General features: G+C 48.8%; 17 protein-coding genes and 1 other RNA gene. 15 read left to right on the top strand and 3 right to left on the bottom strand.

The features are described from left to right. Positions 1-50 precede the first annotated feature (50 nt). Positions 51-401, bottom strand: a transfer-messenger RNA (tmRNA) gene (gene ssrA, locus HMPREF1039_RS07875). A gap of 162 nt (positions 402-563) precedes the next feature. Between ssrA and gap the strand changes: the two genes are divergently transcribed. The 11 genes from gap to pflA (HMPREF1039_RS07475) all read left to right on the top strand — a co-directional run bounded on the left by gap (position 564) and on the right by pflA (HMPREF1039_RS07475) (position 15,659). Continuing rightward, entirely contained in the window at positions 564-1,595 is a 1,032-nt protein-coding gene (gene gap, locus HMPREF1039_RS07520) for a type I glyceraldehyde-3-phosphate dehydrogenase (protein WP_007391787.1), read from the top strand. Positions 1,596-1,703: 108 nt separating this feature from the next. Continuing rightward, complete coding sequence (gene gpmI, locus HMPREF1039_RS07515) at positions 1,704-3,227, top strand: 2,3-bisphosphoglycerate-independent phosphoglycerate mutase (protein ID WP_039891957.1); 1,524 nt, start codon at positions 1,704-1,706, stop codon at positions 3,225-3,227. A gap of 81 nt (positions 3,228-3,308) precedes the next feature. Continuing rightward, positions 3,309-3,770 carry an RrF2 family transcriptional regulator gene (locus tag HMPREF1039_RS07510; RefSeq protein WP_007391822.1) on the top strand — a complete coding sequence of 154 codons (462 nt, stop codon included), beginning with the start codon at positions 3,309-3,311 and terminating at the stop codon, positions 3,768-3,770. Between the two features lie 176 nt (positions 3,771-3,946). Beyond that, positions 3,947-6,595: a chromosome segregation protein SMC gene (smc, locus tag HMPREF1039_RS07505; RefSeq protein WP_007391773.1), complete on the top strand. Its 2,649-nt coding sequence runs from the start codon at positions 3,947-3,949 to the stop codon at positions 6,593-6,595. Continuing rightward, the gene (locus tag HMPREF1039_RS08465; RefSeq protein ID WP_007391809.1) at positions 6,571-7,503 is read left to right on the top strand and encodes a coiled-coil domain-containing protein; all 933 of its coding nucleotides are present in this window, start codon (positions 6,571-6,573) and stop codon (positions 7,501-7,503) included. Before smc ends, HMPREF1039_RS08465 begins: the two co-directional genes overlap by 25 nt. A 2-nt stretch (positions 7,504-7,505) precedes the next feature. After that, positions 7,506-8,447 (top strand): signal recognition particle-docking protein FtsY, encoded by a 942-nt coding sequence (gene ftsY, locus HMPREF1039_RS07500; protein ID WP_007391785.1) that lies wholly within the window; start codon positions 7,506-7,508, stop codon positions 8,445-8,447. A gap of 97 nt (positions 8,448-8,544) precedes the next feature. Beyond that, on the top strand, positions 8,545-9,357 hold the full coding sequence (gene thiM / locus HMPREF1039_RS07495) for a hydroxyethylthiazole kinase (protein WP_007391854.1): 813 nt from the start codon (positions 8,545-8,547) through the stop codon (positions 9,355-9,357). Between the two features lie 166 nt (positions 9,358-9,523). Beyond that, complete coding sequence (locus tag HMPREF1039_RS07490; protein ID WP_007391779.1) at positions 9,524-10,963, top strand: C69 family dipeptidase; 1,440 nt, start codon at positions 9,524-9,526, stop codon at positions 10,961-10,963. 785 nt (positions 10,964-11,748) lie between these two features. Next, positions 11,749-13,998 carry a formate C-acetyltransferase gene (gene pflB, locus HMPREF1039_RS07485; protein ID WP_235720050.1) on the top strand — a complete coding sequence of 750 codons (2,250 nt, stop codon included), beginning with the start codon at positions 11,749-11,751 and terminating at the stop codon, positions 13,996-13,998. Between the two features lie 60 nt (positions 13,999-14,058). Beyond that, positions 14,059-14,898 carry a pyruvate formate-lyase-activating protein gene (gene pflA, locus HMPREF1039_RS07480; protein WP_007391814.1) on the top strand — a complete coding sequence of 280 codons (840 nt, stop codon included), beginning with the start codon at positions 14,059-14,061 and terminating at the stop codon, positions 14,896-14,898. 14 nt (positions 14,899-14,912) lie between these two features. Continuing rightward, entirely contained in the window at positions 14,913-15,659 is a 747-nt protein-coding gene (gene pflA, locus HMPREF1039_RS07475) for a pyruvate formate-lyase-activating protein (protein WP_007391816.1), read from the top strand. A 91-nt stretch (positions 15,660-15,750) separates the two neighbouring features. Here the strand turns inward: pflA (HMPREF1039_RS07475) and HMPREF1039_RS07470 are convergent, their stop codons facing one another. After that, the gene (locus tag HMPREF1039_RS07470) at positions 15,751-16,011 is read right to left on the bottom strand and encodes a hypothetical protein (RefSeq protein ID WP_007391833.1); all 261 of its coding nucleotides are present in this window, start codon (positions 16,009-16,011) and stop codon (positions 15,751-15,753) included. Between the two features lie 147 nt (positions 16,012-16,158). After that, a complete protein-coding gene (gene trhA, locus HMPREF1039_RS07465; protein WP_007391789.1) occupies positions 16,159-16,812 on the bottom strand; it encodes a PAQR family membrane homeostasis protein TrhA in 654 nt (217 codons plus the stop codon). A gap of 192 nt (positions 16,813-17,004) precedes the next feature. Here trhA and HMPREF1039_RS07460 point away from each other — a divergent pair, with 192 nt between their 5' ends. The 4 genes from HMPREF1039_RS07460 to brnQ all read left to right on the top strand — a co-directional run bounded on the left by HMPREF1039_RS07460 (position 17,005) and on the right by brnQ (position 22,197). After that, entirely contained in the window at positions 17,005-18,531 is a 1,527-nt protein-coding gene (locus HMPREF1039_RS07460) for a cobyric acid synthase (protein ID WP_007391782.1), read from the top strand. A 2-nt stretch (positions 18,532-18,533) separates the two neighbouring features. After that, entirely contained in the window at positions 18,534-19,487 is a 954-nt protein-coding gene (locus HMPREF1039_RS07455) for a cobalamin biosynthesis protein CobD/CbiB (RefSeq protein ID WP_007391808.1), read from the top strand. A 96-nt stretch (positions 19,488-19,583) separates the two neighbouring features. Then, positions 19,584-20,654 carry a threonine-phosphate decarboxylase CobD gene (cobD, locus tag HMPREF1039_RS07450; RefSeq protein WP_235720048.1) on the top strand — a complete coding sequence of 357 codons (1,071 nt, stop codon included), beginning with the start codon at positions 19,584-19,586 and terminating at the stop codon, positions 20,652-20,654. Positions 20,655-20,865: 211 nt separating this feature from the next. Beyond that, positions 20,866-22,197, top strand: coding sequence for a branched-chain amino acid transport system II carrier protein (gene brnQ / locus HMPREF1039_RS07445; RefSeq protein ID WP_007391826.1), 1,332 nt, complete (start codon positions 20,866-20,868; stop codon positions 22,195-22,197). Positions 22,198-22,252: the final 55 nt, after the last annotated feature.

The raw sequence follows: 22,252 nt of genomic DNA, 5'->3' as shown, positions 1-22,252 counted from the left end.
AGGTACAAAAAAAGAGTTTTCATACACCTGTATGAAAACTCTTTTTTATATGGTGGAGATGAGGAGAGTCGAACTCCTGTCCGTACATGCCGCCCCATAAGCTTCTCCGAGCGCAGTTCGTGTTTGTTATCTCAAGTCGCGGTCGTACACGAACAAACTGGACGACTCCGGTCTGTATATTTCCTGTACCGTTGCCAGACAAAAACGGCACAGTATCCTGCAACGTGTCGCCTGCATAGAACGGGCAGGAACCGCTCTAAGAGACGTTAGCCGCCCTTAGGCAGCTAAAGCAAAATTTTCTTCTTTTGCGTTTAATTTAAAGGTTCACCGATTTACGGGCAGATGAAACCCCGACTCGCTGCTTATGATACAACCATCCACGTCGAAACCTTTACATCCCCATGATGATTATTTTCAGTATAGCATAGAAACAGAAGGTTTGCCAAGAGGGAAGGGGGAGAGAACGCAGGTGCGGCATAAATTTTTCACGGAAGGTTGTAAAAATGTACAGCATGTGACATACTAGCCATAGAGAATGTAGACAGACAAAGGAGTGTATCTGAATGATAAAAATAGGAATTAACGGTTTCGGCCGCATCGGCCGCTTTGTATTTCGGGCCGCACAAGAGCGGGATGATATGGAAATTACGGGCATTAATGACGTATTGCCGGTAGATTATATGGCGTATATGCTTAAATACGATTCCGTACACGGCCCGTTTTCAGGAACGGTGGAAGTCGATACGGCACAGCATTGTTTAGTGGTAAACGGCAAGCCCGTTCGCGTAACGGCGGAAAAAGATCCGGCGGCGTTACAGTGGGATGCAGTGGGTGTCGATTATGTCGTCGAAGCGACCGGACGATTTTTGACTCCGGAATTGGCGAGTAAACATTTGCAGGCCGGTGCAAAGTATGTGGTTTTGTCGGCCCCGTCCAAACCCGGGAAGGACGGTACGCAGGCGGATATGTTTGTTTACGGCGTCAATACGGATCAATATGCAGGGCAGTCCGTCGTTTCCAATGCTTCGTGTACGACGAATTGCTTAGCGCCTCTGGCTAAGGTATTACATGAGAATTTCGGTATTCGGGAAGGGTTAATGACGACGGTACATGCCACTACGGCTACACAGAATACGGTAGACGGTCCGTCGCTTAAAGATTGGCGTGGCGGACGTGCGGCCGGCGGTAACATTATTCCGTCTACTACCGGTGCGGCAAAAGCCGTAGGGAGAGTTATTCCGTCGTTAAACGGCAAATTAACGGGGATGGCCATGCGCGTGCCCACCTTAGATGTATCCGTCGTGGATTTGACGGTCAATTTACTTCAGCCTACGTCATATGAGACGATTTGTAAGGTCATGAAACAAGCCTCGGAAGAAGAGATGAAGGGAATTTTGGCATATACGGAAGAAGCGGTGGTTTCGTCCGATTTTCTCGGGTGCCCCGTACCGGCTGTTTTTGATGCTACAGCGGGTATTGCCTTAACTGATACGTTTGTTAAAGTGGTGGCATGGTATGATAATGAAATAGGATATTCGCAGCAAGTATTGAATTTAATTTCTTATATGCATGCGTATCATAGTAAGCATTGTTGAATGCTTGACGAGCAGGGACACGATGATTACAATATACATATGTACGGTTGCAAAAGGCAGGGAACGTTCCCTGCCTTTTTGACGAAACGGGAGACGGGGGACAGAGAAATGAAAAAAAAGAAACCGGTTATGTTGATTATTATGGATGGTTTCGGTTGCCGTAAGAGCAAAAAAGATAATGCAGTACAGCAAGCTGCCTTACCGGTGTTACGGAACTTATGGCGACAGTATGCCCATACCGAATTGGGCGCGGCAGGAGAAGCGGTGGGATTGCCGCCGGGACAAATCGGTAATTCCGAAGTCGGGCATTTGAATATCGGCGCCGGTCGCATTGTGTATCAGGCTTTAACGCGGATTACCCAAGATATTCAAACGGGGACTTTCTTTACAAAACCCGTATTGCAGGAAGCCATGCGGCAAGTCGCGGAAAAGCATACGGCTTTGCATATTTTAGGGTTGGTTTCACCGGGAGGCGTGCACAGCAGTGAACAGCATTTGTTCGGTATTTTGAAAATGGCCCGGCAATATGGTTTGGAAAAAGTATATATTCATGCGTTTTTAGACGGTCGGGATGTATTGCCCCGCAGTGCCGGCCCGTTTTTAGCCGAATTGGAAGCTTGTTGCCGACAGCTGGGAGTGGGAGAATTGGCGACGATTAGCGGACGGTATTATGCCATGGATCGGGATCATCGTTGGGAACGGGTAGAAAAAGCGTATCGGGCCATTGCGGAGGGACAAGGCGAGACCGCACCGGATTATAAAACGTGTTTGGCCCGTTCGTATGCGCAGGATATAGGCGATGAATTTGTGGTGCCTACGGTGTTGCAGGCACATCCTGTAGCAGACGGCGATGCCGTGGTTTTCTTTAATTTTCGTCCCGATCGGGCGCGACAATTAACGGCGGCTTTTGTGCAGGCCGATTTTGACGGCTTTGTCAGAAACCGTATGCCGCAGGTGTATTTTGCTACCATGACTCGGTATGAAGAGGACTTTCCGGTTCATGTTATTTATGATAAAGAAAGGATTCCGCATACGTTGGGAGAAGTAGTGGCGGCAGCGGGAAAACGGCAGTTGCGGATTGCGGAAACGGAAAAATATGCCCATGTGACATACTTTTTTAATGGCGGTCAAGAAGAACCGAATGCCGGCGAAGATCGGATTTTAGTGCCTTCTCCCAAGGTGGCGACATATGATTTACAGCCGGCCATGAGTGCACCTGAAATTACGGATAAAGTAATCGAACAAATAGGAAAAGACAAGTATGATCTGTTGGTATTGAATTTTGCCAATGCCGATATGGTCGGGCATACAGGTGACTTGCAGGCCGCAATTCGCGCTGTAGAAACGGTAGATCGGTGTATCGGCAGGATTGTAACGGCCATGCGGGAAGCGCAGGGACAAGTGATGATTATTGCCGATCATGGAAATGCGGAAAAAATGCGGGATGAAGCTACCGACAGTCCGTATACGGCTCATACGACCAACCCTATTCCGTGTATTTTAGTGAGTGAAACGCATGCGCATGACCGGTTGCGAAACGGTATTTTAGCGGATGTCGCACCTACCGTGTTGCAGTTGATGCAACTGCCGATACCGGCGGAAATGACCGGTCGCTCATTGCTGGAAACGTGATAATGACAGGAAGGAAAAGGTGGAAACTATACTTTTATTGTGCTTTATTGTATAATTTACAAAGAGAGGAGATGTGACTTTATGAAATTAAATCAGGCAACCGATTATGCATTTCGCATGGTTTTATATTTGGCGTCTTTCCCGGAGGGAACGAAGGTGACGGGAGCCGCTTTGGCTGATAAACAAAATATACCCGAACGATTTTTACTGAAAATTATGCGCAGCTTGACGGCTGCCGGCATTATGAAATCGTATCGCGGTGTCGAAGGGGGCTTTTCCTTAAATCGCAGTGCTAAGGAAATTACGTTGTTTGATATCATTGAAGCCGTAGAAGGGCAGACGGAATTGCAGCGATGTCTGCACGATATGGGATCGTGTACACGCAGTTGCAGCGGTATGTGTTCCATATATACGGCGTTTGCCGATATTCAGCGGGATTTGGCAATGAAATTAAAGTCCATCAACTTTTATGATTTGGCCGCACAAGAAGCGAAGGCTGTGGGCGTGAAACTGCCTAAGGATGCCGAGCAAAAAGAAAAATAGGGAACGGCGGTATAACCGGGCGAACAAAAACGGATGATTTCCGGACATTATGGAAATCATCCGTTTTTTTGTCGCTGTAGCGAACGGCAAGGTTACTTTTCGTATAGACGGGTATTTGTTATAATAAGTACCGTAGCAGACTGACGGAGTAACGTCTGCCGGAAAGAGGACGAACAGTGCAAGTAGTAAAAATGGAGCTGCGAGGATTTAAATCTTTTGCGGACAAAACAGTACTTACGTTTGATCGCGGTATTACGGCGATTGTGGGACCGAACGGCAGCGGAAAAAGTAATATTTCCGATGCCGTGCGTTGGGTTCTGGGCGAGCAGAATGTGCGGCAATTGCGCGGCCAAAAGGCGGAAGACGTTATTTTTTCGGGCACGGCGCAACGACGTTCGCAAGGGGTGGCGGAAGTATCGCTGTATTTTGATAATCAAGATAATACATTGGATATCGCTTTTTCTGAAGTGGTGATTACACGACGCTTATTTCGTTCGGGAGAAAGTGAATTTTATATCAACAAAAGACCTTGTCGTCTTAAGGATATTCATCGTTTGTTTGCCGATACGGGCATGGGACAGGATTCGATGGCGGTGATTGAACAAAATCGCGTCGATCGCATTTTAAACAGTAAACCGGATGAACGACGGATTATTTTTGAAGAAGTGGCCGGGATCAGTCGGTTTAAAGGCAGGAAACAAGACGGGTTGCGCAAGTTGGCGGAAACGGAACGAAATTTGGAGCGTGTAGGCGATCTGATGTCCGTGTTGGCGGAGCGATTGGTGCCGTTGGCGAAAGACGCGGCTACGTTACAACAATTTCGCAGCTTGGATGCGGAACGGCGAGCGTATGAAGGCACCCTTACGTTACAAGCGTTACGAAACAGTGAACGGTTGTTGGCCAAGTTCGAATATAGCCTGCAGGAGGTCGTGACGGAAGTGCGGGAAACCCGGCAGGCTGTCGCATTGTTGGAAGAGAAACGGCAAGCCGCTTTGCAACAAATGGCCGGTGCCGAACAACAGGCGCAACAATTGGATGAAGCCGTATTGCGCGTACATAATGAAAGGGACCGTTTGGTGCAGCGGCGACAAGCTTGTATACAGCGGCAGGAAGAATTGGCGTCGTCGTTACAAAGTCTGGAAGAAGAGCAACATTTGTGGCGACAAAAAAAAGACCGCCTGACGGCATTACAGGCGGCACAAGAACGGCAGGCGGCACAGCGGCAAAAAGAATTGGATGCCGCTCGGCAGCGGCTGGCACTTACGCAGGCGTTATTCGGCAAAGCGGAAGAAAAAGCGCAACAGACGGCCGCCGCCTTAGCCGAGGTGCTTGCCGATCGGCAGCAACAAGAACAGGCACGGCTGTTGGCGGAACGGGATATACAGGAGTGGCAACGCCGTTTAAGCGAGAATGAAAAAAGCGGCTGTCAATTGCAACAAGACTATGAACAGGCGCGGCGGCGCCTGCAGGAGGCCGGCACCGAGAAGAAAGAGGCGGAACACCGTTTGCAGGCATGGGAACATAGGCAACAGGAAGCTCGTATGCAGTATGACCGGCAAGAAGCGGCACTGGAAAAACAGCGACAAGCTTGTCAGCGTGTCCGGCAGGACCGGCAACGGCGGCAAGAAATCGAAACGACGGCAAAACAGCGACTGCGGGTAGTGCAGGCAATGATACAGGCGCATGAAGGGGTCGGACGGGCGGCTAAAACGATTCTGACGGCGACGCAAGTTCCGTGGCGGGCGGCGGTGTGCGGTATGGCGGGCGAGTTGTGCTCTTTTCCGGCAGCGTATGCGGCGGCCGTGGAAGCGGCGTTAGGCGGTGCGGCAAAATATATTGTTGTGGAAGAGGAAGAGGCCGCCAAGTCGGCGATTGCGTATTTACGCAAGAAGCAGGCGGGGAGGACCACTTTTTTACCGTTATCTACGGTAAAAATACGACCGCGTACCCCGGAAGAACTGCAAGCTGCCGAAGCGGCGGGAATATTGGGCTTTGCGTCTGATTTGATTCAATATGAAGCGAAGTATACGCCGATTTTCCGGGCGCTTTTAGGGCGTACATTGGTGGCGAAAACGGTAGATGCGGCTTCGGCTGCGGCACATACTTTCGGGCATCGTGTACGGATTGTATGTTTGGACGGTACCTTATTTAATCCCGGAGGCTCTTTAACCGGAGGCAGTTTGACCGGTAAAGAAGCCTCATTTATGGGACGACGTGTTTTGTTGCGGGAATTACAAGCGCAAGTGCAACAGGCGGAGACGGAGGCGGCCGCACAGCAGGCGTTATGGGAGCGGCTGCAGCGACAGGAAAAAGAGCTGCAAGCGCAATGGGAAACGCAAAAACAGCGGTTGCAGGAAGGAGAAGTACAACGACAACAAGCTTGTTGGCAGGCGGAACGCTGGCGGGAAGAAGAAAGCCGGCGGCAACAACAGGCGGAAACTTTAGCGACCCGACAAAAAGCACAGCAACAAGAACGGGTTTCGTTACAAGCCGCGCTTGTACAGAAACAGGAGCGGTCGGCAAGCCTGACCGCATTGTCGCCGGAAGAAGAACCGGCGCTTTTAAAAAAACGGCAAGAAGCGGCGGCGGAAGCGGAGCGTTGCAGGCGTCTGCTGACGGAAGGTCAGGTGGCGACAGCTACCCTGCAGGAGCAGGTCCGGCAGGCGCAATTGCAAGTACAACAGTGGCGACAACAGGTACAGGAGCATGAGGCGACCGTGGCGGCGTTACGGGAAAAAGAAGCACAGCTCCGAAAAAAAAGGAGGAAACGGCGACACTGTATCGGGAATGTACGGCCGGGGTGGCGGCCAAAGAAGCAGAAGTGAAACAAAAAGATGCGGAAAAAGAAGCGTTTTACAGCAGTCGCAAGGAACTATTTCAACGCAGCCGGGAATGGGAGCGACAGTCGACAGCATTGCGCGAACGCTTGCAAAGCAGTGAAGAACGGCGGCACCGCAACGAGATGCAGGTGGAAAAATACAGTACCGAATGTCGGCATTATGAAGAACGGTTGGCCTTACAGGGGTTGACCCGGCAAGAGGCGATGGCCGAACGGCGTGCCGGTTCGTTGAAAGAATTGCAACAACATGTCGAGTCGTATCAACAGCGGATTGCCGCTTTGGGAACGATTAATCCGGCGGCGGCGGAGGCGTATGAGGCGGCACAAAAACAACACGTGTTTTATGAACAACAATGTGCGGATTTACGAGAGGCACAGGGGAATTTGCAAACGGTCGTACAAGACATTGATACGGCTATGGCAAAACAATTTACCCAAGCGTTTACGGCAGTGCGGCAACATTTTCAAACTATTTTTGCCCGCTTGTTCGGCGGCGGCACAGCCGAATTAGTGCTGACGGACAAGAAACAGGTGCTGCAAGCGGGGGTGGAAATTTTTATTTGTCCGCCGGGGAAAAAACAACAACCTTTAACACTGTTGTCCGGCGGGGAACGCTCGTTGACGGTTATTGCCTTATTGTTGGCGTTTTCGGCATATCGTCCGGCACCGTTTTGTGTATTCGATGAAGTAGATGCGGCTTTGGATGAAGCCAATGTGGAACGGATAGCGAAGTATTTAAAAAATTACAGCGGGCAAACGCAGTTTATTGTTATTACGCATCGACGGAAAACTATGGAAGCGGCAACGGTCTTGCAAGGCGTTACGATGGAAGAAAAGGGCGTATCGCGTTTAGTAACTGTAAAAGTGGCGGAAATCATGGAAGAAGGGACGTAAATATGGGATTTTTTGCAAAATTGAAAAAAGGGTTGGAGAAAACGAAGACCTCATTAATTCAAAATATTGAAACTGTAGTATGCGGGTATGCCAAAATTGATGACGATATGTACGAAGATTTGGAAGCGGTGCTGCTTACCGGTGATGTAGGACTGGAAACTACGGAGTATATATTGCAGCAGATTCGTACGGGAGTGAAAACGAAGGAAATTCAAGAGGGGAAGGATGTCGTACCGTATGTGCAGCGGTGTATTACGAAATTGCTGGAAGAAAATGATACGCCGGTACCGACGCGGGAAGGAACGGAAGTAATTTTTATTGTCGGCGTTAACGGCGTGGGCAAAACGACGACGATCGGAAAATTGGCCAATTATTATCGGCAACAGGGAAAATCGGTGTTGGTCGCTGCCGGTGATACGTTCCGCGCGGCCGCTTCGGAACAGTTGACAATTTGGGCGGATCGTATAGGCGTGCCGATTATCAAGCATCAGGAAGGCGCCGATGCGGCGGCGGTCATTTTTGATGCGACGGCATCGGCCAAGGCGCGGGGGATAGATATTGTATTGGTCGATACGGCGGGACGTTTGCATACGAAAGCGAATTTAATGGAAGAATTACGAAAAATGGCGCGTGTGGCCGGACGGAATATTGCAGGGGCACCGCATGAAACCCTTTTGGTATTAGACGCGACTACGGGACAGAATGCGGTGAGCCAAGCGAAATTATTCGGGGAAACGGTACCGTTGACGGGCGTGGTGTTGACGAAGTTGGACGGTACGGCCAAGGGCGGTATTATTTTGTCGGTTAAGCGCACGCTCGGCGTTCCCGTGCGTTGGGTCGGCGTAGGTGAAGGCATAGAGGATTTACAGCCCTTTTCCGCCGTCGACTTTGCCGCCGCTTTATTTGATGCGAAAACCGGTGCGGAAGAAACCGCCGGCAAGTAGACGATAGGTCGGTGATTTTTATACCGGCGGTTAGGTTTCCGGGAAACCGGGAAATGATGGGCAAGACTGTGAGGAACGTGCATATATAGGAGGCGTTATGGAAATAGTAGCGGCCATAGGGGCGGCACGGCATGCCGTGCGGACACGGCGACCGTTGATCCACGAATTGACCGGCAGTGTAACGGCCAATGATTGTGCCAACATAACGTTAGCGTTGGGGGCTTCTCCGGTCATGGCGCAGGCGTTGCCGGAAGTAGGAGAAGTAACGAAAAAATCTTCCGCTCTGCTTATTAATTTAGGCATGTTGCAGCCGACGATGTTGGCATCTTTACATCGGGCGGCAAGGGTAGCGGTACAGGAGGGCATTCCGTTAGTGCTGGATCCGGTCGGGGTCGGGACGACGGCCTGGCGTACGCAAGCGGCGATAGCCCTTGTCAAAGCTTACAAGTTTACGATTATTAAAGGAAACGGCAGTGAAATACAATGCCTGGCAAGGGAAGAAAGCGGCGTATACGGCGGGGTGGACAGTTTGCGGAAAGTACTGCCGGCAAGGGATGTACAACATATGGCGGTGAAATTGGGCACGACGGTGGCCGTGACGGGAGCGATCGATATGGTTTCGGACGGTAAACAAACGTACATGTTGCAAAATGGGTGCTCCATGTTGACCCGCATTACCGGTACAGGGTGCATGACGGGCGCTTTGGCGGCTGCGTACAGCGCTGTTACAACGCCGTTGACGGCGGCGGTGGCGGCCATTACTACCATGTCTTTAGCCGGTGAAAAAGCCCGGAAACAAGCGGCGCAGGCGGGTCCGGGAAGTTTGCACGCCGCCTTGTTTGATGTTGTATATCGGTTGACTGCGGAGGATTTGCGGCGGGACGGCAAGATACGGTCCGTTTCGTTGTGAGCGAATTCGGTAAGGCGGGTAGTGAAAATGCCGTTTCCTTTAAGGAAACGGCATTTTTTGGCTAAAAAGGTTTTTATGGAAAATATGAAAATATTTTTCAATAAATAGATGACAGATACGGCGGAATATTTTATGATAGAGAAAACAACCAAAAGGAGATGAGTGTATGTCTGAATATTCCAGTTGTACAACTATATTAGTCGGTAAAAACGCATCGCTTGACCGATCGACGTTGGTCGCACGTAACGAAGACGGGCATGATGAACCGGAACCGCAACAATTTGTGGTGGTCGATCCGAACGAGCAACCGCGTGTTTATCATACGTTTAAAGGACAGGTGGAAATTCCTTTGCCGGAGCAGGCATTGCGGTATACGGCAACGCCGAATGCCAATACGGCTCACGGCATATTCGGGGCTTCCGGCATTAACAGTGCACAGGTGGCAATGTCGGCAACCGAAACCATTACTACCAATGCGCGTGTATTGGGCGCCGATCCTTATGTAGAAGCTTCCATCGGAGAAGCCGATATGGTAACCTTAGTATTGCCGTACATTAAAACGCCGCGAGAAGGCGTGTTGCGGATGGGGAAGCTTTTGGAAGAGTACGGAACGTATGAACCGAACGGGATGGTATTTAGCGATAAAGATGAAATTTGGTATATGGAAACGTTTGGCGGGCATCATTGGGCGGCCATACGGATTCCCGATGATTGTTATGTAGTGGCTCCCAATCGATTAAATATTGATACGTTTGATTTTAACAGTCCTCATGTTTTGTACAGTGAAGATTTACCCGATTTTATTTCTCGGCATCATTTAAATCCGGACAGGGGAGAATTGAATCTGCGGCATACTTTGGGAAGCGCCGATTATAAAGATGTGCAATATAATAATCCGCGGGCCTGGTATGTACAAAAATATTTTTCGCAAATAGACAGACCGTATGATGAAAAATATCCCTTTGTAGATGATCCGGCGTGCCCCGATTTACCCTTTTTATGTTATCCCAAACGCAAGCTTTCCGTTGAAGATATAAAATGGGCGCTTTCTTCTCACTATGAAGGCACTCCTTATGATGCGTACGGCAGCGGTACGGAAGCGGAAAAAAAACGGTATCGCGCTATCGGTCTGAATCGCAATATGGAAGTGCATATTTTACAAATTCGGCCGCATGTACCGGCTGCCATCAGCGGAATTCATTGGCTCGGCATGGCTTCGAATCCGTATAATTGTATGGTGCCGTTTTATACAACGGTTGCGGATACGCCGGCTTGCTATCGCGATACGCCCGTAACATACGACCCGAATTATTTGTATTGGTTAACGCAGACGCTGGCGGTTATCGGCGATCGTAATTATACGTTGTTCGGTACGTTACATTATGAGTATGAAAAACATATGAATGCCGTTTTGCGTCATATGCAACAAACGTACGACGAAGAATTTAAACGTAATACGTTCAGTCCGACAGAAGCTGTTGAGTTTTTGACACAGGCGAATGAAGAAATGGCTCAAAAAGTAATGGCGGCCACGAAAGAGTTGCTGGGGCAGTTTGTTTGCACCGGCAGTCATAAAATGACGTTGCGGTTTAATTTAGCGGATTAGAAAGAAGAACGGACGGGCTGTTCGGCGGGGATATAAGCCGGCGACAGTCCGCTTTTTTATATAACAATGTTATTTATTTCACAAATATAAGAAAAATAAAGATAAAATCATGGTTTACGAGTGTATTTTAGGAAATGAAATAATTATAAACGCCAAAATAAATAGAGCCGTATACTACTATGTAGTAGGTGTAAGTTTAAGAATGTTTGTTAAATTTTATGAAAAATCATTGGCAGGAGGAAAAATATAAAAGAAAATCGTTGTTGATTTTCAAATTGTATATTTATTTTATTAAAACGGCGTATGAAAAGAATGGCCGTCGGCCGTGTCTGTCGGGAGACCGCTTAAAAAAATGATGAAAAATATAGATGTAAATTCATGATAAAATATTATTTATCGGTATCCGTTATCCTGTATTCCGCTAATTACAAAGAATGCATAGGTTTTCATTGTAGCGAAGCGAAAGGGAGTGGACAACGGCTTTTTTTGTAAACATGCGAATTGTATGGCAGAGAATATTTACAATTATCTTGCATGTTTAATAGTAAAAAGAAATAAAATATCATGCAGTGAAAGCAATTTGACGCAGTTCTATGACATAAAAGCATATAAAATATAGCGATTTGATAATAAATTTCAAAGTAAAAGTGGACAAAATGTGTTGCTTTTTATAGAAAACGTGTATACAATATAAGCGATAAAAGAACTGACATAAAAAGTAAATCATGCTAGTTCTTTTTATAACAATGTTGTTGCTTATTTATAAAGGAAGGTGTTTTAAAGTGTTGGAAAATAAAGCTTGGGAAGGATTTGACGGACGTCTTTGGAAAGAAGAATGTAACGTTCGGGATTTCATTCAAAAGAACTACCATCCTTATGATGGCGATGAAAAGTTTTTGCAAGGACCGACAGAAGCCACCAATAAATTGTGGGGCAAGGTTCAGGAATATCAAAAAGCGGAACGGGAACACGGCGGCGTGTTAAAAGAAGAAACGGAAGTCGTTTCCACCATTACGGCGTATGGTCCGGGCTACATTGATCCGAAAATGAAAGACCTGGAAAAGGTAGTCGGCTTGCAGACGGATGAACCGTTAAAACGTGCATTTATGCCGTACGGCGGCATTAAAATGGCGGAAGAAGCCTTGGAAATGTACAATTATAAATTGAATCCGGAACTGCACAAGGTGTTCACGGAATATCATAAAACGCACAATGAAGCTGTTTTTGATGCGTACACGGACGAAATGATCCGGGCACGTCATACGCACATTGTTACAGGTCTTCCCGATGCCTACGGTCGCGGTCGTATTGTCGGTGATTATCGTCGGGTTGCCTTATACGGGATTGATCAGTTAATCGCTTGGAAAGAAGAAGATAAAAAATATAACGATGACGGCGTTATGACGGATAATGTTATTCGTTTGCGGGAAGAAATCGCCGAACAGATTAAGGCACTGAAGCAAATGAAAGAATTGGCCAACATTTACGGCTATGATATTTCCAAACCGGCAACCAATGCGCGGGAAGCCGTACAGTGGTTATACTTCGGGTATTTGGCGGCAATTAAGACGCAAAACGGCGCGGCTATGTCGGTAGGTCGTATTTCGACGTTCCTGGACATTTATATTGAACGTGACTTGGCGGCAGGCAAAATTACGGAACAGGAAGCACAAGAATTGATTGACCACTTGACGCTGAAATTCCGGATTGTCAAATTCGCGCGTATTCGTTCGTACAATGAATTGTTCTCCGGCGACCCGGTTTGGGCTACTTTGGAAATGGCCGGCATCGGCATGGACGGTCGTTCCATGGTAACGAAGACGGACTTCCGCTTCCTCCATACGCTGGAAAATATGGGACCGGCTCCGGAACCGAACTTGACGGTACTGTATTCGTCGCAGTTGCCGCATCCGTTTAAGAAATATGCGGCTCATATTTCGGATACGACGAGCTCCATTCAGTATGAAAACGATGATGTCATGAAACCCGTTTGGGGCGATGACTATTCTATTTGCTGCTGCGTATCGGCAACCCAGACAGGGAAAGAAATGCAGTTCTTCGGTGCCCGCGCCAACTTGGCAAAAGCCTTGTTATATGCAATCAACGGCGGCGTGGATGAAAAATTCGGCATGCAGACAGGTCCGGAACTGGCACCGATTACTTCGGAATACTTGGATTATGATGAAGTTGTACATAAATATAAACTCATGCTGGATTGGTTGGCAGGATTGTATGTCAATGTTTTGAATACCATCCACTATATGCATGACAAATATTATTATGAAGCTGCGGAAATGGCTTTGTTGGACACGAAACTTCGTCGTACCTTTGCCACCGGGATTGCCGGGTTCTCGCATGTTATCGACTCGCTGTCGGCTATTAAGTATGCGAAAGTTAAAGTTATCCGCAACGATAAGGGTTTGGCGGAAGACTTCCAAGTTGAAGGCGAATTCCCGAAATACGGCAATGATGATGACCGCGCCGATGATATCGGTGTATGGGTATTGCGCGAATTCTTGGCCGATATTTGCAAACGGCATACCTATCGCGATTCGGAAGCAACCACTTCGATTCTTACGATTACGTCGAATGTGGTATACGGCAAATTTACAGGAAACTTGCCGGACGGCCGTCGGGCATGGACGCCGTTCGCTCCCGGTGCAAACCCCAGCTACGGTGCGGAACAAAGCGGCTTGTTGGCTTCGTTGAACTCGGTAGCGAAGATGCCGTATGAATGGTCGTTGGACGGTATTTCCAATACGCAATCCATTACGCCGGAAGCGTTGGGACACAGTGATGATGAACGGGCGGAAAACCTTGTACGCGTCATGGACGGCTACTTCGATCAGGGTGCCCATCATTTGAACGTCAATGTATTCGGAAAAGAAAAATTATTGGATGCCATGGAACATCCGGAAAAACCGGAATATGCAAACTTCACGATTCGTGTATCCGGCTATGCTGTTAAGTTCATTTCGTTGACTAAAGAACAACAGCTGGATGTTATTGCACGGACATTCCATAAAGCTATGTAATAGTTACAAAAACAGCTCCGGCAAAAGCTGGAGCTGTTTTTATAAAAGGAGGTAATAGCTATGACAAAGCAAATTACGGGACGAATTCATTCGACAGAATCGTTTGGCGCGGTGGACGGTCCGGGTGTACGCTTTATCGTCTTTTTACAAGGGTGTCATATGCGTTGCCGGTATTGTCACAATCCTGAAACTTGGGCCTGTTCGGGAGGGACTGTGCGCACTGCGGAAGATGTTTTTAAACAGGCCCTGCGGTATCGGTCTTACTGGAAGAACGGCGGCGGCATTACCGTAAGCGGCGGGGAAGCACTGCTGCAAATGGAGTTTGTGACGGAATTATTCCGTTTGGCGAAGGCTGAAGGGATTCATACGGCGATTGATACGGCGGGACAGCCGTTTACGTTTAAAGAACCGTTTTTTTCCGCATTTGCCGAGCTTTGTTCTTTGACCGATTTATTTATTTTGGATTTGAAAGAAATGGATAATGAAAAGCATAAGGGATTGACCGGATTCGGCAATAAGAACATTTTAGCATTGGCGAAATATTTGTCGGATACGGGGATTCATATGTGGATTCGCCATGTATTGGTACCGGGATTGACGGATGATGAAGCGGGATTACTGGCGATGCGGAAGTTTTTGCGGCAATTAAAAACCGTTGATCGGGTAGAAATTTTACCGTACCATGCGATGGGCGTACCGGAATGGGAACGGCTTCATATTCCGTATACGCTGAACGATGTGAATCCGCCTACGGATGAAGAAATAAAGCGGGCGGAACGGATCGTGGGCATTCGCAATAATTTGGTAGTACCGGATACGAAAGTCGGTACCGCCGTTTCCGAGAATACTAAGTTTACCACGCTGTCGGCCTCTGCGGCGGCGGCACAACCATCAGTGTGAGGGAGTACGATACGATGACACGGGAAATTATGGGAAAGATCCATTCAACAGAGTCTTTCGGCGCCGTGGACGGCCCGGGAGTTCGGTTTATCATCTTTTTACAAGGTTGTCATATGCGTTGTCGATATTGCCATAATCCGGAAACCTGGAAGAGCAATGAAGAAGAGTATACTTTGCGCAGTGCGGAAGATGTGCTGAAAGAAGCCCTGCGGTATCGCTCGTATTGGAAAAACGGCGGCGGCATTACGATCAGCGGCGGCGAAGCATTATTGCAGATGGATTTTGTGTTGGCCGTATTTTCGTCGGCCAAAGAGAAAGGAATACATACGGCGCTGGATACGGCCGGCAATCCGTTTACGGAAGAAGAACCGTTTTTTTCAACTTTTAAACGATTATGTGCAGTAACGGATTTATTTATTCTGGATTTGAAAGAAATGGACGAAGAAAAACATAAACAATTGACCGGGTTCAGCAATAAAAATATTTTGGCCATGGCGCGGTACTTGTCGGATCACGGGAAACATATGTGGATTCGTCATGTGCTGGTGCCGGGACTGACGGATGAAGAAAGCGGCTTAACGGCATTGCATGACTTTATTGCCACCTTACACGGCGTAGATCGGGTGGAAGTATTGCCGTACCATGTATTAGGCGTGCCGGAATGGGAAAAATTGAATCTTCCTTATACGTTGGAACATGTTAAACCGCCGACTCCGGAAGAAGTGGCGCGGGCGGAAAAGTTAATCGGTACGTTTGCGTAAGTTTCTTTCGTTATAGCGGCGGCAGCGTCGGCATTAAAAAAGCTGTAATCCGTGCGGCAGCACGTGATTACAGCTTTTTTGCGGCACGCCGTTATTTTCCCCAACTGTCACCGACTTTATACAACGCTTTGTGCATAAAGGAGCCGGCAGTGTAGAGTGCGGTCAGGATAGAGACGACAACGGTAAATTCCAAATTGGCCGTAGGTACGGGGGTAAAAAAATGAAAAAAATTAAGACAGAGCGGCAACGCATTTTCGAGCGACACACAACAGACAAAAAGGGCTATGAAGAAAATGGCCATAGTCAGTAGGGAAATCAATATATAGCGTATCATGCGGGTTATTGTTTTCATAACCTACACCTCCCGGTATGTTATAAATAATTAATAATGATTATATATAAAGTATATACCGGCATTCGCAATTTTACAAGGCTAAATGAGAAAGAAATTGATACAAAAATTGATAATTGACTATTCCCTGCCTACATAGCGGCTAAGCTACGGCAGGGGAGACGCCGGTAAGAGGTAGTAATAGATGCTGTAAAAATGTGCCATACTTCCTCCTAAAACAAAAAAATGCCAAATAAGATGGTGGTAGGGCATGGTTTTTCGCAGGTAAAAAAAAGTACCGACCGTGTAAATCAGTCCGCCCAATAAGAGCCAAAAAACGGCTGCCGGCGCCACATATACCCAGATCAGCGGTAAGGCGCCGACGAGCAGCCAGCCCATAACGATATAGGCGGCAGTGGACAGCTTTTTGTATTTGTGAACATTGAAACACTGCCAGATGATGCCGATCAGGGCAAGGAGCCAAATGACGGCAGTCCCTTCCGGACCGTGATGGCGGTGCAGTAAAATCAGCAGTACGGGTGTATCGGTGCCGGCAATTAAAAGATAAATGGCGGCGTGATCAAAAATTTTAAAAAGATGCGACGCTTTCGGCAATTTAAAAAAACAATGATATAAGGTACTCATGAGGTAGAGTACAATTAGCGAAATGCCGTACAGCAACGCGGCCGCCAACGCTTCGCGCCCTGCCTGACGGGCGCTTACCGAGTGCAGCATAGCGACTAAACCGGCAATGGACAGGAGGACGCCGATACCGTGGGTGACGGCGTTGAGAATTTCTTCTGTCGTGTTATGTTCTTCCATTGCGTCAGCCTCCTTAATGGTGTTAGTTTTTTAGAGGACATTTCATGTCCCGGTTTTATTGTATAGGAAAAAATAGAATTTGCAAAATATATTTGTTATTTTTTCTAAACAGCTATTTTATTCCGCCCGGCATATGCTATACTTTAATCATTGTGAACGGCAATCGACACAGCAGTACAGGAGGCGGGTGACATGGCGGAATATATTATGATACAGGGCACCGGTTCGCATGTGGGAAAGAGCATTCTCACGACGGCCTTATGCCGTATTTTTTTTCAGGAAGGACGGCAGGTGTCGCCGTTTAAAGCTCAGAATATGGCTCTAAATTCATATGTAACGGCGGACGGCAAGGAAATGGGGCGGGCACAAGCGGCACAGGCGGAAGCGGCCGGGACGGAGCCGCAGGTGCGAATGAATCCGGTGTTATTAAAACCGACCGGGCAGGCCTCTTCACAAGTGATTATTAACGGTACGCCCGTGGGAACCATGTCGGCCCGGGCGTATCATAAAGGGTATGCGTTGCAGGCGTTTGCCGCAGTGAAAGCGGCTTTGCGGGAAATTGAACGCGAGGCGGATACGGTGGTAATTGAGGGTGCCGGCAGTCCGGCGGAAATTAATTTAAAGGACCATGACATTGTCAATATGCGAGTGGCAAGGCATTTGCAGGCGCCGGTACTGTTGGTTGCCGACATTGATCGCGGCGGCGCTTTGGCGGCTTTAGTGGGCACTTTGGATTTATTGGAACCGGAGGAACGGGCACTGGTGCGAGGGTTGATTATTAATAAATTTCGAGGCGATGTATCGCTATTGACGCCGGCGCTGGATTTTTTGCGACAAAAAACGGGTAAACCCGTGTTGGGGGTCATTCCGTTTATTGAAAATATGCGCATTGATGAAGAAGATTCCGTATCTTTGCAGGATAAGCCGACACAGGCGCAAGCGGAAAAGGCGATTTCTATTGCCGTGATTCGGTTACCGAAACTTTCCAATTTTACGGATTTTTCCGCGTTGGCGGCGGAACCGGATGTATCCCTGTTTTATACGACCGAGGCGGCCTCTTTGCTGACGGCCGATGCGGTGATTATTCCGGGGAGTAAAAATACGGTTGCCGATTTGCAGTGGTTGCGGCGCCACGGCTTGGATCGGGCTTTACAACGAGCGGTTGCCGCAGGGATTCCGCTGATCGGTATTTGCGGGGGATATCAGATGTTGGGACGCCGTATTTCCGATCCTTTACATACGGAAGCCGCTTTGACGGAATGTGCCGGGTTGGGCTTTTTGCCGCTTTGCACGACCTTTTGCGGGCATAAAAAGACGGTACAAGTGACGGCGGCGTGTCGGGACTTTCCGTTCGCCGGGGCAATGTTGCAAGGTGCAGACCTGACCGGCTATGAAATTCATCAGGGCCGGTCGGAGGTATCCTCCGGGGTGCCCGTCATGACGGCTGTAGGCGGTTCCTCGAAACGAGAATCCGCCTGTGTCGGTTGTGCCCGTCCCGACGGGTTGGTGTGGGGAACGTATGTACACGGAATTTTTGATCACGACTCGTTTCGTCGGGCAGTAGTGAATGGTCTGCGTGTTCGTAAGGGGTTGTCGCCGTTAGGTACAACGTATAGCTATGTGGCGGCCAAAGAACGGGAGTATAATCGGCTGGCGGACACGGTACGGGCGCATTTGGATATGGAGGCGGTGCGGCGTATCATGCGGGGGGAACAATAATCATGGTAGTACTATTGGCAGGTATTTTAGAATTTTTTGCGGCGGATTTGCGTTGCGTATCGTATCCCGCGTCCATTATGCGTCGCGTCGTCGATTGGACGGAAAAAAAGCTGTATGCGGAACAGGCGCCCGCTTCCCGACAAGTATGGGCCGGCACCGTCGCCGCCGTGTCGGTCTTGGCGGCGGTATATAATGTCGTCACGTGGCCGAAAGTATTGCTGTATTATGAAACGCCCGTATATATTCGCTATGTTGCGGAAGCGGCGGTGTTGGCTTTTACCATTGGTCCGTGTCGGTCGGCACGCGCGGCCATGGCGGTACAACAAGCCGTGCAATGCGGGCAACGGCAACGGGCCCGCTATTACGCGGAGCGACTTGCAGGCGGGGATACGGCATTGCCGGCAGAAGCGGATCCGGTACGGGTAACGATGACAAGGGTGGCGAAAAATACGGTGGACAGTATTGTATCGCCGTTGTTTTTCTTTGTATTGTTGGGACTGCCCGGAGCCGTAGTATATCGAGTTGTGCATATGTTGGCTTCCCGGTGGGGAGATAAGCGGCAACCGTATTATAGGTATTTCGGTCGCACGGCCGTACGGTTGGAGGCGATTTTAAACTATATTCCCGTTCGTCTTACGTGTATTTTTTTGATTTTGGCGGCTTTTTTCGCTTCTTATGATTGGCGGGGGGCATGCTATACGGCACGACGTACCGCTTTCTTATCGTTCGCAGCGTCTGACGGAGGCGCGGAAGCGACGATTGCCGGCGCCTTGCACCGTCGGTCGGGCGAGTATTCTTCGGATGGAGAAACGTGCGGTTTTCGCCCTGTTGCGGCAGCCTCGGTATCGTCTTGGCGGCCGGCGCACATTACAGGGGCCGTACACCTGATGTATGGCGTCTATCTTATAGCGTTGGTCTTGACGGCGGTTGTTGTCGGGGCAAGCGGTTGGCTGTGAAGGCAAGGGCACGCCTTCCCGGTGAGGAGCTCCCCGGCAGGGACGGAAGCGGGAGCCGGCGATGATAAAAAAAGAAGCGACAGTTCGGAGGTGAGGGTGTTGAAACAGTTTGCGCATGGCGGTAACATATATACTTGTTCGCAAGATGGGAAAAAATGGCTGGATTTCAGTGCCAACATCAATCCCTTGGGGGTGGCGCCCGGTGTACGGCAAGTATTGGAACATCGGTTGGATGATATTGCCGTATATCCGGAACCTTGCGGCGAACGAGTGAAACAGGCGTTGGCCGCCCATTATGAGATTCCCGGTGCGGCGATTTTGGTAGGAAACGGCTCTACCGAATTGTTATATACGTATTTTCATACGTATCCGTGTCGCAAGACGGTATTACCCGTACCGTCTTTTTCCGAATACGAACGGGCCGTCCGCGCTGTCGGGGGAACGCCCGTCTATGTATACAGTCGGCGGCGCCGCTCCTTTGCTTTTCCGTTGGCGGAGGTTTGTAAGGCGTGTGAGCGGGCGGAATGTGTGATCATCGGCAATCCCGCCAATCCTACGGGGACGTTAATTGAGCGGGAGCAGTTGATGTATGTCATTCAGCAGGCACAAAAATGGCATACGGACGTGTTGATTGACGAGTCGTTTTTGGATTTCCTGCCGACGGCGGAACAATATACCGTGCTCGATTTGCCGCAGCGGTTTGAACACGTTATTGTATTTCGGTCATTAACCCATTTTTATGCGTTGCCCGGCTTACGTCTCGGCTTTGCGGTTGTATCGAAGCGGCGTGCCGCCGCTATGCAGCAGCATATGTATTGTTGGAATGTCAATATTTTGGCGCAACATGCGGGCATTGCGGCCTTGCAGGAAACAGCATATGCCGAGGAAACACGGCGGGTTGTGGCGCAAGAAAAGCAGTGGCTCCGGCGACAGTTGCAGGCGTTACCCGGGTTGGAAACCGTGAAGCCGACAGTGAATTTTATTTTATTGCACACCTCAGGTACCGGAAAAACGGCGGCGGAATTGGCGGCCGGGTTGCGAGAACGGGGAATTTTAATTCGCGACGGCAGTAATTTTGCAGGGCTGGATCCGTTTACTTGTCGTGTGGCCGTAAAACTTCGCAGTGAAAATGAACGGCTGGTGCAGGCGTTAGAAAGCGTTATATAACGACAGCAACCCGATTTTCTTCCCCCGAAAGGCATGTATGGAGAAATGAAATAAATAAAGCATGATTTAAAAATCACATAAAATGGTCATGAATACATAAATAAAACTTTCATTTTAAAAACTTATATGCTATAATACTCATAAAATAATTTCTTATCTACGAAAAAACATACCGGTCGTTTTTTGTAGAAGAGGATAGGAGGAAGAGAAGATGGGTGAGAAAAAAAATGTAAGAACAATTTCTATCGGACTCATGCTGTTTGCACTGTTTTTCGGTGCCGGCAATTTGATTTTTCCGGCGGCTATGGGACAACATGCCGGCATCAATGTCTGGTGGGCCGTACTGGGATTTATCGTTACCGGCGTCGGCTTGCCGTTGCTCGGCGTTTTGGCCATGGGGTATTCGGGCTGTAAGAATTTGCAGGAATTGGCCGGTCGCGTACATCCGAAATTCGGGCTGTTCTTTACGGTATTATCGTTTATTACTATCGGCCCCGCTTTTGCGACGCCGCGGACCGGCAGTGTGTCGTATGAAATTGCCGTTCGTCCCTTTTTAGCGAACGGCGGCAGCCATGCGACGATGATCGGTTTTTTGGTGTTATTCTTTTTAGTATCGTTTTGGTTATCCGCATCGCCGCAAAAGTTGGTGGATCGGATCGGTAAAATTTTAACGCCGGCTTTATTAGTGGTGATTATTGTGTTAATCGTCAAATCGTTTATATCGCCGTTAGGCGTTCCTACCTTGCCGACTCCCGAATACGGTACGCCGACGGTGGCCGCTCTCCAGGGATTTTTGGACGGGTACAACACGATGGATGCCATTGCGTCCTTAGTGTTCGCTATTTTGGTTATTGAATTTATCATGGAAGACGGCGTTACCGTGCCGCGGGAAATTACCAAATATGTATTTAAAGCCGGCTTTGTCGCCGTTGCCTGCCTGGCGGTGGTGTATGTGTTCGTAGCGAAGATCGGCGCCGACAGCGTTGCCGCTTTCGGTTTACAGTCGACAGGGGCTCCCGTATTGTCCCTGAGCGCCATGATTCTTTTCGGTAATGTGGGCGCCTTAATCTTGGCGGTTATTGTGTTGCTGGCCTGCTTATCGACCAGTATCGGCCTGATCACTTCGTGTGCCGCATATTTTCATGAATTAAACGGCAGTATCGGCTATCGGGCGTGGGTAACGATTTTTTCCGTCGTATCCTTCTTAGTCGCGCTGTTCGGTTTAAAAACGATTATTACTGCCGCTATTCCCGTATTAATGTTTATTTATCCTATTGTCGTGGTCCTGGTTATTTTAACGTTCCTGCATAAACTTTTTGACGGGCGTCAATGTGTGTATGCCTGGACGATCGGGCTGACGCTGATTACGGCGTTAATAAACGGAACACAGACGGCAAAAATTTCCTTAGGGCCTGTCGATACCTTCTTTAACACGATGGTTCCTTTCCATTCGATCGGTATGGGATGGATTTGTTTCGCCGTTATCGGCTTTATTATAGGGTTAGTATGGAAGGGGGCCGTAGCCGCAAAAAAATCGGCTTAAATACGAGGTACCCGCACTCCCGTTCATGTTGAGCGGGAGTGTTATATTTAGGGAA

It is taken from the genome of Megasphaera lornae (genome assembly GCF_000214495.1).
Classification (GTDB): Bacteria; Bacillota; Negativicutes; order Veillonellales; family Megasphaeraceae; genus Megasphaera; species Megasphaera lornae.
The sequence above is the reverse complement of the archived record's forward strand: the minus strand, read 5'-3'. Positions and strand labels throughout refer to the sequence as shown.